General features: G+C 73.8%; 10 protein-coding genes. 8 read left to right on the top strand and 2 right to left on the bottom strand.

Translation table 11 applies throughout. From position 1 onward, the window contains the following. The first annotated feature begins 2,057 nt into the window (after window positions 1-2,057). Genes mrcB through tsaB form a run of 4 tightly spaced genes read left to right on the top strand, consistent with a single transcriptional unit; the run spans window position 2,058 to window position 7,717 of the window. A complete protein-coding gene (gene mrcB, locus G408_RS13435) occupies window positions 2,058-4,328 on the top strand; it encodes a penicillin-binding protein 1B (protein ID WP_245584275.1) in 2,271 nt (756 codons plus the stop codon). After that, window positions 4,325-4,834: a tetratricopeptide repeat protein gene (locus G408_RS15570; protein WP_037412580.1), complete on the top strand. Its 510-nt coding sequence runs from the start codon at window positions 4,325-4,327 to the stop codon at window positions 4,832-4,834. The genes mrcB and G408_RS15570 overlap by 4 nt, the downstream gene beginning before the upstream one ends. Continuing rightward, window positions 4,831-6,912, top strand: coding sequence for a DNA repair helicase YoaA (gene yoaA, locus G408_RS13430; protein ID WP_245584274.1), 2,082 nt, complete (start codon window positions 4,831-4,833; stop codon window positions 6,910-6,912). Before G408_RS15570 ends, yoaA begins: the two co-directional genes overlap by 4 nt. Continuing rightward, window positions 6,902-7,717, top strand: coding sequence for a tRNA (adenosine(37)-N6)-threonylcarbamoyltransferase complex dimerization subunit type 1 TsaB (gene tsaB, locus G408_RS0106220; RefSeq protein ID WP_245584273.1), 816 nt, complete (start codon window positions 6,902-6,904; stop codon window positions 7,715-7,717). Before yoaA ends, tsaB begins: the two co-directional genes overlap by 11 nt. Here tsaB and G408_RS0106215 read toward each other — a convergent pair. Together G408_RS0106215 and gshB are read right to left on the bottom strand one after the other, a co-directional pair. Further along, window positions 7,686-8,567, bottom strand: a complete 882-nt coding sequence (locus G408_RS0106215; protein WP_028770404.1) for an energy transducer TonB — start codon at window positions 8,565-8,567, stop codon at window positions 7,686-7,688. The genes tsaB and G408_RS0106215 overlap by 32 nt on opposite strands. 10 nt (window positions 8,568-8,577) lie before the next feature. Next, window positions 8,578-9,531 carry a glutathione synthase gene (gshB, locus tag G408_RS0106210; RefSeq protein WP_028770403.1) on the bottom strand — a complete coding sequence of 318 codons (954 nt, stop codon included), beginning with the start codon at window positions 9,529-9,531 and terminating at the stop codon, window positions 8,578-8,580. Between the two features lie 186 nt (window positions 9,532-9,717). Here gshB and pilG point away from each other — a divergent pair, with 186 nt between their 5' ends. From pilG to G408_RS0106190, 4 genes are all read left to right on the top strand, one after another. Next, complete coding sequence (gene pilG, locus G408_RS0106205) at window positions 9,718-10,119, top strand: twitching motility response regulator PilG (protein WP_028770402.1); 402 nt, start codon at window positions 9,718-9,720, stop codon at window positions 10,117-10,119. Window positions 10,120-10,121: 2 nt separating this feature from the next. Beyond that, the gene (locus G408_RS0106200; protein ID WP_051282678.1) at window positions 10,122-10,679 is read left to right on the top strand and encodes a chemotaxis protein CheW; all 558 of its coding nucleotides are present in this window, start codon (window positions 10,122-10,124) and stop codon (window positions 10,677-10,679) included. A 50-nt stretch (window positions 10,680-10,729) separates the two neighbouring features. Then, the gene (locus G408_RS0106195; RefSeq protein WP_028770400.1) at window positions 10,730-12,763 is read left to right on the top strand and encodes a methyl-accepting chemotaxis protein; all 2,034 of its coding nucleotides are present in this window, start codon (window positions 10,730-10,732) and stop codon (window positions 12,761-12,763) included. Between the two features lie 57 nt (window positions 12,764-12,820). Next, window positions 12,821-16,524, top strand: a 3,704-nt coding sequence (locus tag G408_RS0106190) for a FimL-related protein (RefSeq protein ID WP_028770399.1), incomplete at its 3' end; no start/stop codon positions are given.

Below are 16,524 nucleotides of genomic sequence, written 5' to 3'. Positions count from 1 at the left end.
TCCTGCATCAGGGTCTGGGTCTGGGTGACGGCGATGTCGCGTTGCTGGATGAGATCGGCGGTGTCCCGGTCGTAGGCGCGGTAGGCCTCGTCGCGCTCCTGCGCAAGATCGCCGGCAAGACCGATCAGCATGCCCTGCTCGTGTTGCAGCAGGGCGACGGGATCTTCCGCCCGGGCACGCGGCCGGGGCGGTGCCAGGGGCTGCAGCTGCTGCCAGGCCGCGAGGCTGTCGGCCAGCCCGGGCGGGGGCGGGGGCCTGCGCGGCAGGGCTTCGGGCCGGCCCGCCCAGTGGGCCAGCGTCGCGGCGAAGGCTTCGGCGTTGGGGGGCAGGGGCCGCAGGCCCTCTGGGGCGCCGGCGAGGCGTTCGGCATAGGCCCCCACGGCCGCGGCCAGCACTGGCACGCCCAGGGCCTGCATTTCCGAGAGCACGTAGCCGAAGGTTTCGGGCAGTAGGGAGGGCAGCAGGGCAAGATCGGGGTCGAAGGCCGCCACCAGGGCCGGCAGTTCGCTGGCCGTGTAGTCGGCCAGGGCCCGCCCGCCGGTTTGGGCGGCGAAACGTCCGGCCCGCTCTCCGCCGCCAGCGAAGTACCAGGCGATGCCCGGCGGGGCGAGCGGCAGCAGGGCCTCGAGCAGGCGTTCGCCCTTGCCTCCGGCCAGCCGGCCGGGCACCAGCACCCGCAGCGGGCCGGGGCGGCGGTCGGTCGGTCGGGGCGTTGCGGGCAGGGCGAGCCCATGCGGCAGCACCCGGATGCGCTGGCGCAGGGCCGCGGGCAGCAGGGCTTCCAGGCGCGCAACGGCCGCCTGAGAGGGCGCCACCAGGCTGATGCCGGGCGCCCCCAGCGCCGCGATCGCGGCCGCGCTCCAGGCCCGCCAGACCTCGGGGTCCTGCTCGCGGAAGCGGCTGCCCGGGGCGGCAAGGCCGGCGCGCAGCCGGTCCGGGTCGAATGCCGGCTGCGGCGTCTCGTCGTCGAGCAGGGGCCAGAAGGGGAAGGCGTCGTGCAGCACGAAGGCGGTGGGCAGCCCGGTGCGCAGCACGTCGAGGCTGCTGCCGATCAGCGAGGAGACGCGCAGGGCGCAGACGCCGAAGTCCGCCAGGGTCTCGGCGAGGGCGGCAGCCACCCCGGGATGGCGGTCGGCCATGTCGCCCACAGCCGGCTCGCAGGCCCAGACCCGGAGCGGCGGCGCGTCGAGATCGGCGTGCAGGGCCAGGGATTCGCCGAAGGCCCGGCCTTCGCGGCCCCGGCTGAGCAGGGCGATGTGGGTGGCGCTGCCATCGTGGCGCATCTGGTCGCGGACGAAGCGCTCGACACCTCCGCCCCAGTCGTGCAGCACGTGCAGCACCACCGGCCGGCCGTCGCGGCCGGCAAGGGTGGGCCGGGGGCGGCGGCGCGCCCGCCCGCCCGGGCACCAGCCCCGGCGCAGCAGCGGGGACAGGCCGGGCAGGGGCGGGCCGAGTTCGAGGGCGAGATGGGGCAGGCGGGCGCTGGCAAGCCGTGCCTGCGGGCCTTCGCGCAGCAGGCGTTCGGCGGCGCTGCGCCGCCACAGGGCGCAGCGCGGGTCGAGCGGGCCCGCCAGGGCCTGGTGCGGGGCGAAGCTCCAGGCAAAGGCCGCGGCCTCCTCGTCGGCCGCGAGCGCCCAGCTGGCGCGCACTTCGGCGGCATCGGCCGGGCTGAGCGCATCGAGCCCCGGCAGCCCGGACAGGGCCTCGTGCAGCAGATGGAGGCTGCCTGCATCCGGCACCAGGCCGGGGGCCACCAGCAGGAGCCGCTCGCCGGCATCGGCGGCCAGGGCGGCGCGCAGGCGGGTGGACCAGGGCAGGGCAGGGTCGCTGGCGTGGAGGGAGAGGTCGCCGTCGCGGTGCGGGGGCAGCGTCGCGGTGTTCAAGGGGGAGGAATCCGGGCTGCGCTAGACTGCGCGGAGCGCATTATCCCTTGGTTCCGCCTTGCATTTCCGCCCGCCCCCCGTGCCTGCGGCCTTCCCGGTTCTGCCCCGGCCCTGCCCCCGGTGTCTGCTGGAATCGTGCTCCCGCCATCCGGCGGACGGCACTCCGGAGGTGACATGGCGATGAGGCGGCCCTGGCGGCTCGGCCTGTGGGCGGGGGGCTTCCTCCTCGCCGTGGCCCTGGGCTTTGGCGTGCCGGTGATGCTGGTGCTCGACCGCGAGGTGCGGGCCGAGTTCGCCGCGCTGGACTGGCAGATCCCCACCCGGGTCTTCGCCCGGCCGCTGGTGCTGGCGGTGGGCGAGCCGCTCACCGCCGAGGCCCTGCTGCAGGAACTGGAAGCGGCGGCCTTCGCCGAGGGTGATGGCGTGGTGCCCGGCACCTATCGCCGCGAGGGGGGGCGCTTCCTGATCGCCACCCGTGGTTTCCGTGATGTCGATGGGCCGGTGGACCCGGCCCGGGCCGAGGTGCTGCTGGCTGGCGGCCGGGTGGCCAGCGTGAAGCGCCTGGACGGCGGTGGCCCCGGCTTCATGCTCGACCCGGCCAGGATCGCCACCCTGTACGGCGCCAAGCAGGAGGAGCGCGAGCTGATCCGCCTCGAGGACGCGCCGGTGCTGCTGGTGGCCGGCCTGCAGGCGGTGGAAGACCGCAACTTCAAGCACCACATCGGCATCGACCCCTGGGGCGTGCTGCGGGCGATGCTGGTGAACGTGCGCGAGGGCGAACTGGAGCAGGGCGGCAGCACCCTGACGCAGCAGCTGGTGCGCAGCCTGTTCCTCAGCAATGCCAAGACCGCCTCGCGCAAGGCGAAGGAGGCGGCCTACGCCCTCATCATCGAGGCCCGCTTCGACAAGCGGCGCATCCTCGAGACCTACCTCAACCAGGTCTACCTCGGGCAGCAGGGCGGGCAGGCCATCCACGGCGTGGCCGCGGCCTCGCGCTTCTGGTTCGGCCGCGAGGTGTCGCGCCTGCGCCCGCACGAGATCGCCCTGCTCATCGGCATGATCCAGGGGCCGTCCCTGTACGACCCGCGGCGCTTCCCGGAGCGGGCGAAGGCCCGCCGTGATCTCGTGCTCGGGGTGTTCGCCGAGACCGGCCTGCTCACCCCCGCCGAGCGGGATGCCGCCCGCGCCCAGCCGCTCGGCGTGCTGGCCCGCCCCGGCCTGGCCCGCAACCGCTACCCGGCCTTCCTCGAGCTGGCACGCCGCCAGCTGGCCCGCGACTATCCCGCCGACGCCCTCACCGGCGCCGGGCTGGTGGTGCACACCACGCTGGCGCCCTCGGCCCAGCGCCAGGCCGAGCGGGCCGTCACCACCACTCTGGCCGGGCTGGAGCGTCCCGGCCGGCCGCCGCTGCAGGCCGCCCTGGTGCTCACCGACGCCCGCAATGGCGACGTGCTGGCGATCGTGGGTGACCGCGATCCGTCTCAGCCGGCCTTCAACCGCGCCCTCGATGCCCGCCGCCCGGTGGGCTCGCTGCTGAAGCCCATGGTCTACCTGCTCGCCCTGGCCCAGCCCGGGCGCTGGTCGCTGGCCTCGCCGGTGGACGATGGCCCGGTGCAGGTGCGCCTGGCCGACGGCAAGCTCTGGGCGCCGCAGAACGCCGACGGCCAGAGCCATGGCGTGCTGCCGCTGATGGATGCGCTCTCCTTCAGCTACAACCAGGCCACGGTGCGCCTGGGCATGGACGTGGGCCCCGGACGTCTCGCCGCCCTGCTGCGGGCCCTGGCCGAGGTGCGGGCCGAGCCGAACCCCTCGCTGATCCTCGGCAGCGTGGACCTGCCGCCGCTGGCAGTGGCCCAGCTCTACCAGTTCCTCGCCTCCGGCGGGCGCATCCAGCCCCTGCGCGCGGTGCGCGGCGTGCTCGATCCCGAAGGCCGGCCGCTGGCGCGCTACGACGGCCGCAAGGACGAGGCCCAGCCCGGCGATGCCATCGCCGCCCGCCTCGTCACCCTCGCCCTGCAGGATGCGGCGAAGCGCGGCACCGCGCGGGCCCTGGCCTCCGGCCCCACCGCCGGGCTGGCGGCCGCCGGCAAGACCGGCACCAGCAACGATGGCCGCGACAGCTGGTTCGCCGGCTACACCGGCCGCCATCTCGCCGTGGCCTGGGTGGGCAACGACCAGAACGAGGCCACCGGCCTTTACGGCGCCACCGGCGCCATGCGGGTCTGGTCCAGCCTGTTTTCCGGCCTGCCGAGCCAGCCCCTCGTTCCCGGCGAGGAGGGCATCGAATGGACCTATGTGGCCCAGGGCGAGTTCGCCACCACCGAGGCGGAATGTCCGGGCGCCCGGCGCTATCCTTTCGTCGCCGGCTACCTGCCGGCCGAGCACCTGAGCTGCACGCGCCGCAGCCTGCTCGATTTCTTCGGTTTCGGATCGACCCGCGAATGAGCGTTCTCCGCTTCCTCGCCCCGGCCCTGCTGCTGGCCGGATGTGCCACCGTGCCGGCGCCGGTGCCGCCGGCCGGACCGCCGCCGCCCAGTGCCGCCGAGATCCTCGCGGCGGTGCGCGAGGCTGGGCGCGACGGAGTGGAACTGGTGGTGGCGCCGCTGGTCGATCCGCAGGTGGCCGATCTGCGCGAACGCGCCGCACGCGCCGAGGCCGGGGGCCGCTTCGCCGAGGCCGAGGCCGATATCGCCCACGCCCTCGCGCTCTCGCCCGGCGATCCGGACCTGCTGCAGTGGCGGGCCGAACTGCTGCTGATGCTCGGACGGCGCGAGGAAGCCGCGGCCTCGGCGCAGGAGAGCGCCCAGCGCGGCCCGCGCTCAGGACCGCTGTGCCGCCGCAACTGGACTCTGCTCGCCTATCTGCGCGAGGGCTGGGGCGAGGCCGAGAATGCCGCCTCGGCCCGCGCCATGGGCGAAGCCTGCACCATCGCCCCGCCGGTGCGGATGTGAACCGGGAGACCGCCAGCGGCGGCCCGGCACGGGCCCTGCCGGCGCTCACCGCCCGTGCCCTCGATGCCGGCGGCGCGCTTGCCGGCAGCCTGCCCGGATTCGTGCCGCGTCCGGCCCAGCAGCGGCTCGGCGTGGCCATCGCCGAGGCCATGGCCGACCGCGCCGCGCTGGTGGCCGAGGCCGGCACCGGCACCGGCAAGACCTTCGCCTATCTCGTGCCGGCCCTGCTCTCCGGCCAGCGAGTGATCGTCTCCACCGGCACCAAGGCCCTGCAGGACCAGCTCTACCACCGCGACCTGCCCCTCGTGCGGCAGGCCCTGGGCCTCGGCCTGCGCACCGCCCTGCTCAAGGGGCGGGCGAACTACCTCTGCCTGCACCGCCTCGCGCTGGCGCAGGGCAGCCCGGTGTTCAGCGACCGCGATCAGATCGCGCTGTTCGAGCGCATCGTGGCCTGGAGCCGGCGCACCCGCCGCGGCGATCTTGCCGAGGTGGAGGGGCTGCCCGAGGACTCGCCCGTGCGCGGCCTCGTCACCTCCACCGCCGAGAACTGCCTCGGCAGCGACTGCCCGTTCTGGCAGGACTGCCACGTGGTGCGCGCCCGCGCCGAGGCGCAGGCCGCCGATCTCGTGGTGGTGAACCACCACCTGCTGCTGGCCGACCTCGCCATCAAGGAGGAGGGCTTCGGCGAGATCCTGCCCGGGGCCTCGGCCTTCGTGCTCGACGAGGCCCACCAGCTGCCCGACCTCGCCTCGCAGTTCTTCGGCGAGAGTCTTTCGGCGCGCATGCTGGTCGATCTCGGCCGCGACGTGATCGGCGCCTGCGCCAAGCTGGCCGGCAGCCTGGCCGCGCTCTCGCCGCCGGTGCGGGCGCTGGAGCTCGCGATCAAGCAGCTCAGGGCCGACTGCGAGGGCCTGCCGCAGCGCGGGGCGCAGACCCTGCTGCTCGCCCACCACCCGGAGATGCCGGCTAGGCTGCGCGGCCTCGCCGAAGCGATGGCAGTGCTGGCCGGGGCGCTCTTGCCGGTGAAGGAGGCGGCGCCCGAGTTCGCCGCCGCCCTGGCCCGGCTGGAGCTGTTCCAGCAGCGCCTGCGGCACTGGGGCGAGGGCGCGCCCGGCCTGTTCGAGGGCGGGGCGGATTCCCCCGGTGCCCTGGCCGGGGAAGACGACGGCGATGAGACGCCGGCCCCGGTGGCGGGCGAGACGCAGGGCGAGGTGCGCTGGTTCGAGCTGACCCAGCGCGGCTTCGCCCTCTCGGTGACGCCGCTCGACGTGGCCGGGCCGTTGCGCCGCTACCGCGAGCAGAGCCGTGCGGCCTGGATCTTCACCTCGGCCACCCTCGCCGTGGGCGGCGATCTGCGCCACATCGCCTGGAAACTGGGCCTCGACGCCCCGCGCCTGCTGCTCGAGGAAAGCCCCTTCGACTGGCCGCGGCAGGCGCTCGCCTACCTGCCGAAGGGCCTGCCGGAACCGGCGGCCCGCGACTACACCGCCCGCGTGGTCGAGGCCGTGCGCCCGGTGCTGGAGGCCTCGAAGGGCCGCGCCTTCCTGCTCTTCACCTCGCACCGTGCCCTGCGCGAGGCCGCCACCCTGCTCGAGGGCGGGCCCTGGCCGCTGTTCGTGCAGGGCACGGCGCCGCGCGCCGCCCTGCTCGAGCAGTTCCGCGCCAGCGGCAATGGCGTGCTGCTGGGCGCCGCCAGCTTCTGGGAGGGCGTGGACGTGGCCGGCGAGGCCCTGAGCGTGGTGGTCATCGACAAGCTGCCCTTCGCCGCTCCCGACGATCCGGTGCTGGAGGCGCGGCTGGAGGCGGTGCGCCGCCGCGGCGGCAACCCTTTCCTCGCCGAGCAGGTGCCGGCCGCCGCCATCGCCCTCAAGCAGGGCGTGGGCCGGCTGATCCGCCGCCACGACGACCGCGGCGTGCTGGTGCTCTGCGACCCGCGACTGCTTGGCAAGCCCTACGGCCGGGTCTTCCTCGCCAGCCTGCCGCCGCTCACCCGCACCCGCGAGCTGGCCGAGGTGCTGGCCTTCCTCGCCCCCGGCACTGCGCCGGCCCATGACGAGACCCGCCGCCATGCCGTCTGAGCCCATCGCCATGCCCGCGCCCTCCGGTCCGACCCTGCTGGCCTTCGAGCTGGCCACCGAGGCCTGCTCGGTGGCCTTGCTGCATGGCGGCGAGCTCTTCGCCCGCCATGCGCCGGCGCCGCGCCGCCACGCCGAGCTCGCCCTGCCCTGGGCCGAAGCCCTGCTGGCCGAGGCCGGCCTCGGCAAGTCGCGCATCGACGCCCTGGCCGTCGGCATCGGCCCCGGGGCCTTCACCGGCGTGCGCCTTGCCATCAGCCTCGCGCAGGGCATCGCCCTCGGCCTCGGGCGCCCGGTGCTGCCGGTGTCCACCCTCGCCGCGCTGGCCGAACCCTTCCTCGCCGGCGGGCCGGTGCTGGCCGCCATCGATGCGCGGATGGGCGAGCTGTATCTGGGCGAGTACGCCGCCGACGCCGAGGGGCTGCCGGTCGCCCTGGAGCCGGAATGCCTGGTCCCGGTGGGCGAGGCGGCGACCCTGCTTCAGGCCCGCTGGGCGGCGCGGCCCGGACGGGACGGTGCTTCCGCCGGCCCGCGCTTTCGGGTGGTGGGCAGCGGCGCTGCGGCCGCCGGGGGCGCCTGGCTCGCATCGCTGGCGGACCGGCTTTCCGGGGCCGAGCCCGAGGCCCTGCCCACGGCCGCGGCCGTGGCCCGCATCGCCCGGCGCGATTTCCTCGCCGGCCGCGTCCTCGCCCCGGAACGGCTCGAGCCGCGCTACCTGCGCGACAAGGTGGCGCTCACCGCCGCCGAGCAGGCCGCGGCCCGCGCCGCCCGCGCGCTCATTCCTCGCTGCTCACCCGGCCGTTCTTGAACTCCCAGGTGCGGGTGATGTGCAGCACATCCACCCGCTCGCCGGCCTGCGGCACGGCGGCGAAGGGCGCAGCGAGGCCGACGATGCGCCGGGCGGCCTGGTTCAGGGTCTCGTGGCGGCTGGGCTCGTTCAGGGTCACCGACTCCACGCTGCCGTCGCGGCGCACCGCCACCGTCATCACCAGCCGGCCCTCCAGCCGCTCGGCGCGGGCGCGCTCCGGGTAGTTGGCATTGCCCACCCGCTCCACCCGCTCCACCCACTGCCGCAGGTACTGGGCGTAGGCGTACTCCTGGGTGCTGGCCGAGACGAACTTGCGCTTCGGCCGCTTCGCGTACTGGGCCTGGCGGCGCTCCACCTCGGCGGCCAGCCGGGCCATGGCGACCTGCTGCTCGAGGAACTGCTCGCCGAGCGGCAGCGGGGAGGGGGGGGTCTCCGGGCGCGGCGGCTGCGCTGGCGCGTGCTCGGCGGCCTCGGCGGTGGTGGAGAGCAGCGGCATCGGGGCCTCCGCCTGCGGGCGCGGAGCCTGGGCCCGGACCGGCACCGGGGCCACCCCGTCCTCGAGCTTCGGCACCGGCGCGCTCACCGTGTCGCGGGGGCGCAGGGCCTCCTCGTGCTCGCCACCGCCCTGCTGGCTCGCCTGGGCGAGGAAGTCGGCCCGCGTGGGCGGGGTATCGCTGCGGGTCTCGGTCAGGATCACGTCGAGGGTGGGGGTGATCGGCGCAGCATCGTCGCGGCCGAAGCTCACCCCCAGCACTACGATGCCGATGAGCACGCCGCCCAGCAGGGTGGTGGCGGTGAGGCGTTGCGCAGGCCCGATCTCGGGAACGGGCGCCGGGGTGGCCGGGGACATGGGGCGCCGCTCAGGGGCCGTCCGGGGACGCCTCGAGGGCATCGAACAGCAGGCCGGCGATGTTCAGCCCGGTCCCGGCGTCGATCTCGCGGATGCAGGTCGGGCTGGTCACGTTCACCTCGGTGAGGCAGTCGCCGATCACGTCGAGGCCGACGAAGCGCATGCCGCGGCGGCGCATCTCCGGGCCCACCCGGGCGGCGATCTCGCGGTCGCGCTCGCTGAGCGGCCGCACCTCGCCGCGGCCGCCGGCGGCGAGGTTGCCGCGGAACTCGCTGCCCTGCGGGATGCGGGCGAGGCAGTAGGGCACCGGCTCGCCGTCGATGAGCAGGATGCGCTTGTCACCCTGGGCGATCTCCGGCAGGAAGCGCTGCGCCATGGCGAGGTGCCGCCCGTTTCCGGTGAGCGTCTCGAGGATCACGTTGAGATTGGGGTCGCCGTGGCGGCTGCGGAAGATCGAGCGCCCGCCCATGCCGTCCAGGGGCTTGAGCACGATCTCGCCCTGCTCGGCGGCGAAGGCCCGGAACTCGGCGGCCTCGCGGCTGACCAGGGTGGGCGGGATGCAGTCCGGGAAGAGCAGGGCGGCGAGCTTCTCGTTGAGGTCGCGCAGGCCTGCCGGGGCGTTCGTCACCCGCGCCCCTTGCGCCTCGGCGGCACTGAGGACCTGGGTGTCGTGCAGGTAGTCGGCATCCACCGGCGGGTCTCGGCGCATCAGCACCTGGTCCATGGCGGCCAGGGGGCGCCAGACCGGCTCGCCGAGCGTGAACCAGCCGGCCGGGTCGTCGCGCACCGAGAGCGGCGCGAGCCGGGCGCCGGCCTCGCCGCCGCGCAGCCCGAGGCTGCCGGGCAGCACGTACTGCAACGTCCATCCGCGACGCTGGGCTTCCAGCAGCATGGCGAATGTGGAGTCCTTCACGATTTTGATCGACCCGATCGGGTCCATGACGACGGCGAGCTGCCGGGGCATCCGCGGGCGTTCCGGAATGGGACAATGTGAAAGAGCGTAACAGGGGAGGGCCGCAGGTGCCGAACGGGGAATCGCTTGGCGCGGCGCGGGCTTGACACGTTTTGTTGACACTGGGATATAGCTTGCATTGCGGTGCGTCACGGCCCCGGCCGCCGGCCGCCCGCTGGAACTTCCTTGGGGAATGCAATGACTGAGAGCAACGAGTCCGGCGGTTTGGCGGGGCTGCGGGTCATGGTGATCGACGACTCGAAGACCATCCGCCGCACGGCGGAGACCCTGCTGAAGAAGGAGGGCTGCGACGTCTTCACCGCCAACGACGGCTTCGAGGCCCTCGGGAAGATCGCCGAGGTGCAGCCGCAGGTGATCTTCGTCGACATCATGATGCCGCGCCTGGACGGCTACCAGACCTGCGCGCTGATCAAGTCGAACCAGCTGTTCCGCAACACCCCGGTGATCATGCTCTCCTCGAAGGACGGCCTGTTCGACAAGGCCCGCGGCCGCATCGTCGGCTCCGAGCAGTACCTCACCAAGCCCTTCACCCGCGACGAACTGCTCGAGGCGGTGCGTCGCTACGCCCCGGCGGCATGAGCATGGGCACGCCCAAGGCCGAGGCCCGCGCCCCCGACCCCTTCGAGCTGCTGCTCGACTACGAGCGCCGCTCGCTCGCCCACCAGCCCGGGCGCCCGGAACTGGTCGAGGCCCCGGGCCACTGGCGCGGCGTGGGTTTCCGCGTCGGCCGGCACCGCCTGGTCGGGGCCTTCGGCGACGTGCTCGAGATCATCAACCTGCCGCCGCTCACCCCGGTGCCGGGCGCCCAGCCCTGGATGCTCGGGCTGGCCAACGTCCGCGGCAGCCTCTATGGCGTGGTCGACCTCAAGCAGTTCCTCGAGGGCGAGCGCAGCGCCGTGAACGAGGGCCAGCGCGTGCTGCTGGTGCGCCAGCCCGGCGGCAACGTGATCCTGCTGGTCGACGAGCTCTACGGCCAGCGTGCCTTCAACGATGCCCATCTCGTCGAGCGCCCCGAGCAGTTCGACGGGCGCTATGCCAGCGTGGTGAGCCGCGCCTACCGGCTCGGCGACACCACCTGGGGCGTGCTCGACATCCCCCTGCTCTGCCGTACCCCCGAATTCCGCCAGGCCGCCGCCTGATCCCGCCACCGCCCAGGCCCGCACCGTTTCCGATCCGAGGTCGTAACGTAATGAGCGCTTCGAAAACCACCTTCCAGGACCGCCTGACCAAGATCGGGCTCCGCGTCTGGGCCTTCCTGCTCGCGATCTCGGCGATCCTGTTCCTCGTGAACTTCCTCGCCGCCGCCTACTACGGCGGGCAGATCCAGAGCGCCTCGCAGCTCAGCTTCCGCCTGCAGGTGGACGCACAGAAGCTGGGCCGTTACGCCACCGAGGCGATCAATGGCCGCGAGGAGGCCTTCAACGAGCTGCGCAGCACCCGCCAGGGCATCGAGGCCGCGGTGAGCGCGCTCAACGACGGCACCGGCGACTTCGGCGTGCCGGGCTACCGCGGCAGCTTCCAGATGCCGCAGGTGAGCGCCTCGCTGGAGCAGGTCACCAACACCTGGACGCGGATGGCCGCCGACGCCGACCGCATCCTCGGTGCCGAGACCGAGATCCTCTCCCTGGCCCAGACCGCCGACCAGTTCACCGGCCGCATCCCGCGCCTGACCGCCCGCCTCGACGAGGTGGTGCGCGCGATGTCGGATGCCGGTGCCCCGGCCTCGCAGATCAACATCGCCAACCGCCAGATCGTGCTTGCCAACCGCATGGCGCAGCGCGTGGCCGAGATCCGCGCCGGCTCCGACCAGTCCGACGCGCTCTCGCGCGACGCCGCGGTGTTCGCCCAGGTGCTGCTCGGCCTGAAGCAGGGCAATGCCGACCTCGGCGTCTCGCCGGTCACCACCGCCGCCGCCCGCGCCGCGGTGGAGGCGGTGGAGGCGCAGTACGCCGATGCGCAGAAGGAGATCGACAGTATCCTCAGCGCCGCCCCCAACCTGTTCGCCGTGCAGTCGGCCGCCGAGGTGCTCTCCGGCGACGCCGAGGTGCTGGGCGAGAACAGCGCGGCGCTGGCGAACGCCTTCGCCAACGCCAACGTCACCCGCATCTTCCCCAACAACTGGTGGGCGATCGGCGGCGGCGTGGGCCTGGTGGTCGGCCTCGTCGGCCTGCTGTTCACCATCTTCACGGAAGGCCGCCGCCGCGAGCGCGCCGCCACCGAGCTCAACCAGCGCAACCAGGAGGCCATTCTCCGCCTGCTGGACGAAATGGGCTCGCTCGCCGAGGGCGACCTGACCGCCAAGGCCACGGTGACCGAAGACATCACCGGCGCGATCGCCGACTCGATCAACTTCGCCATCGACCAGCTGCGCACCCTCGTCGGCACCATCAACGAGACCGCCGTGCAGGTGGCTGCCGCCGCCCAGGAGACGCAGGCCACGGCCATGCACCTCGCCGACGCCGCCGAGCACCAGGCGCAGCAGATCACCTCGGCCTCGGCAAAGATCAACGAGATCGCGGCCAGCATCGACGAGGTGTCGAAGAACTCCGCCGAATCGGCCGACGTGGCCCAGCGCTCGGTGCAGATCGCCGCCAAGGGCGCCGAGGTGGTGCGGCAGACGATCCAGGGCATGGACAACATCCGTGACCAGATCCAGGAGACCTCGAAGCGCATCAAGCGCCTGGGCGAGAGCTCGCAGGAAATCGGCTCGATCATCGAGCTCATCAATGACATCTCGGAGCAGACGAACATCCTCGCGCTGAACGCCGCCATCCAGGCGGCCTCGGCGGGCGAGGCGGGCCGCGGCTTCGCGGTGGTGGCCGACGAAGTGCAGCGACTCGCCGAGCGCGCCTCCAACGCGACGAAGCGGATCGAAGCCCTGGTGGCGACGATCCAGAGCGATACCAACGAGGCCGTTTCCTCGATGGAGCAGACCACCGCGGAAGTGGTGGCGGGTGCCCGTCTCGCCGAGGACGCCGGCCTCGCCCTGGTCGAGATCGAGAAGGTGTCGAACGACCTCGCCGACCTCATCCAGAACATCTCGGAGGCCTCGCGCCAGCAGTCGGCCGCGGCGACCAACATCACCGCGACCATGACCGTCATCCAGGAGATCACCACGCAGACCTCGCAGGGCGCGAGCCAGACCGCCGAGTCGATCGGCAACCTGGCTCAGCTGGCCGCAGACCTGCGCCGTTCGGTCGCCGACTTCAAGCTGCCGGACTGAACCCGCGCTCCCGCGGCCGCATGGCCGCGGCGTGACCCCGAACCCTGAGAGCGCACGATGCGTCTGCAAGACCAGAACGACTACACCACGCTGACCTGGGTCAAGCCGGAGATCGACGAAACCCTCAAGCTGGCCCGCCAGGGCCTCGAGGACTACGTCGAGAACGGCCAGGACCCGGCCCGGCTCGAACTGTGCGCCAACGGCCTCGGCCAGGTGCACGGCGCACTGCGCATGGTCGAGCTCTACGGGGCGGCGATGGTGGCCGAGGAGATGCACGCGCTGGCCCGGGCCCTGCTGGCCGGGAGCGTCGGGGACCGCGATACCGCCTACAGCGCGCTGATGCGCGGCATCATGCAGTTGCCCGACTACCTCGAGCGCCTGCAGAGCGGTTTCCGCGACATCCCGCTGGTGCTGCTGCCCCTGCTCAACGAGCTGCGCGCCGCGCGCGGCGAGAAGGGGGTGTCGGAGGCCATGCTGTTCTCGCCCAACCTCGGTGTGGAACTGCCGGCCATCGCCCGCGGGCCGGCAGCACCCCTGCCCGCCGAGCAGGTGAAGCGTCGCGCCGAGGTGGCGAGCCAGCTGTTCCAGGGCTCGCTGCTGAAATGGCTCAAGGACGCCGATCCGGTGTCGGCCCGCGATCTTGCCGATGTCTGCCTGCAGCTCGTCGAGTTCACCAGCGCCGAATCGGCGCGCCGCCTGTTCTGGATCGCCTCCGCCCTGCTGGATGCCGCGGCCCGTGGCGTGTTCCCGATGGAGCGCAGCCACCAGCAGGCCCTGGCCCGGGTGGAGCGCGAGATCCGCCGCCTCGCCACCGATGGCGATGCCGCCTTCCGCACCCAGCCGCCGGTCGAGCTGACCCGCCAGCTGCTGTATTTCGTGGCCCATGCACCGGAGAAGTCCGGGCGCCTTGCCGAGGTGCATGCCACCTTCGAGCTCGAGCGCTACATGCCGAGCGAGCGCGAGGTGGAGCATGCGCGCAGCGCCATGGCCGGCCACAACCGCGCCCTGCTCGCCACCGTCACCAATGCCATCAAGGAAGACCTGCTGCGGGTGAAGGACGCGCTCGACCTGCACATGCGCGCTCCCGCCGGCGTCATCGCCGATCTCGGGGCGCAGATCGAGACCCTCGACCGGGTGAAGGAGACCCTCGGGGTGCTCGGCCTCGGCGTGCCGCAGCGGGTGGTGCGCGACCAGCTCGCCACCATGCAGGCCATCGCCGGGGGGCAGCGCCAGCCCGACGAGGCGGTGCTGCTCGACATCGCCGGGGCCCTGCTCTACGTCGAGGCCATGCTGGATGACCAGGTGGCGCGGCTGGGCGAGGGCGAGGCGGACGCGGCCGCGCCGCAGCCCCTGCTGCCGGCCGCCGAGGCCCGCGCGGTGCTCGATGCCGTGGCCAAGGAGGCCCTGGCCAACTTCGGCAATGCCCGTGCCTGCTTCGTCGCCTTCGTCGAGACCCACTGGGACCACGAGCGCCTGCGCGACGTGGCGCCCCTGCTCGGCGAGGTGGCCGGTGCCCTGCGCCTGCTCGAGGTGCCCTCGGCCGTCGACCTGCTCACCGGCATCGCCCGCTTCACCACCGAAGAGCTGATCGCCAGGCGCCGGGTGCCGAGTGGCCAGCAGCTCGACCGCCTCGCCGATGCGCTCGCCTCGGTCGAGTACTTCCTCGAGGCGGTGCGCGACCGCCGCCCCAATCCCGAGCAGGTGCTCGGCATCGCCCGTGAAAGCCTGGCCGCGATCGGCTACTGGCCGCTGCCGGCGACGCCCGGGCCGGCAGCCGCGCCGCCGACCACCCCCGGTGCCGTTCCGCCTGCCGCTGTTGCTCCGCCGCCTGTTTCTGCTGCCGGGGCCGAGCCGCCGGCGCCCGCGGAAACTCTGGCCACGACACCGGCGCCGGCCCTGGAGGCGGCGCCCGAGGCCGTATTGCCGGAGTCCGCCCTCGATGCCGGCGCCGACGCGGACGGTGGTGCCGGCATCGAGGCGGTGCCGCCTGCTTCCGGTGCCGGAGCCGAGCCTCCGGCGCCCGCCGAAGCCCCGGCCATGGCGTCGGCCATGGAGGCAGCGCCCGGGCCCGCCGTGGACGAGGCGGCGCCGGTCGCCCCGGCCGCAGAGCCGGTTGCGGCCCTGGTCGGCGAACGCCTGCCCGGCTATGACGCTGCTTCCAGCGACGAGGTCGATGCCGAGATCCAGGAAGTCTTCCTCGAGGAGTTCCAGGAGGAGATCGACAATCTCGCCACCCTGATGCCGGCCTGGGAGGCGAAGCTCGACGATGTCGACGTGCTGCGCCCGATCCGCCGGGTGTTCCACACCCTCAAGGGCAGCGGCCGCCTGGTGGGCGCCAAGGCGCTCGGCGAGTTCAGCTGGAAGATCGAGAACATGCTGAACCGCGTGCTCGACGGCACGCGCCCCCCCACCGCGGCCGTGCACGCGCTCGTCGCCGAGGCCACCCGCCTGCTGCCCGATCTGCGCGCCGCGCTGGCGGGCGAGGTCCGTTACGGCGATCTCGAGGGCATCAAGGCGGTGGCCGACCGCATCGCCGCCGGCGAGGAGGCGCGCTATGTCGCGCCGGCGCCGGTGCTCACCCCCCCGGTGCCGCCGCCCGCGGCCCCGGTCGAGCCGGTGGCCGATACGGCGGCCCCGGCCGGGCCGCCGCCCGCCGCCGTCGAGCCGCCACCCCGGCCCGAGACTGCCCCGGCCACTGCCCCGCGCGCGCCCAGCGCCTGGCCCATGCTGCCGGACTACGAGGCCGCGCCCGAAACCGTGGCCTTCGCCCTCGATCCGGTGCTGCTGGAGATCCTGCGCCCGGAGGTGGAAGGGCATCTCGAGACCGTCGATGCCTGGCTGGCCGGCTGCGAGGCGCGAGGCCCGCAGGCGGTGGAAGACCGCCTGCTGCGTGCCGTGCACACCATGAACGGCGCCTTCGCCATGACCGAGGTGAATGCCATCACCGGCGTCACTTCCCCGCTGGAGGGCTTCCTCAAGCGCGCACTGGCGGCCCAGGCCCTGCCCAGCGCCGACGAGGTGGTGCTGGTGCGCCAGGCCACCCTCGCCGTGCGCCAGACCCTCGAGGCCCTGGCCGAGCCGGAGGCGCGGCTGCCGCAGTTCCCGGCGCTTGCCCGGGCCCTGCAGGCGGCGAAGGATGCCCTGCCCGAGCCCGGCGCTCCGGTCATCCGCCTGCCGGAGGAGGACGAGCTCGTTCCGGTGGATCTCGGCAGCATCGATACCGGCGAGGTGCCGCGCTTCGATGCCGCGGTGGCCGACGCCCCCGCCGAACCGCCGTCCGCCCCCGACGCGCCCGAAACCGCCGAGGCCGGGGCCGGCCTCGAGCCGGCCACGCCCGAGGATCCGGAGCGGCTCACCCTCGAGTCCTTCCTCGAGGCCCCCATGCCGGTGACCTTCGACATCGTCGATGCCGCGCCGGTGGGCGAGGCGCTCGAACCGGCGGGCGACGAGGCCCCGTCCGAGACCGGGAGCAGCGGCGATGGGACCGGCGAAACGCCGGCGCAGGGCCCTGCCTTCACCATCGCCCCCGACCTCCCGCCTGCCGACGAGCGCGAAGCCGAAGCGGCCTACACCGCGCAGCAGGCCGCCCTGCAGGCCGCCGCCGAAGCAGAGCGTCTGGCGGAAGAGGCGGCCACCCGGCGCGCCGAGGCCGAGGCAGCGGCACGGCTGGCCGAGGAAGCGCGTCTGGCCGAGGAAGCGCGTCTGGCCGAGGAAGCGCGTCTGGCCGAGGAAGCGCGTCTGGCCGAGGAAGCGCGTCTGGC

Source organism: Silanimonas lenta DSM 16282 (genome assembly GCF_000429065.1).
GTDB lineage: Bacteria > Pseudomonadota > Gammaproteobacteria > Xanthomonadales > Xanthomonadaceae > Silanimonas > Silanimonas lenta.
Note: the sequence above shows the minus strand (reverse complement) of the source record. Positions and strands in the feature narration are given on the sequence as shown.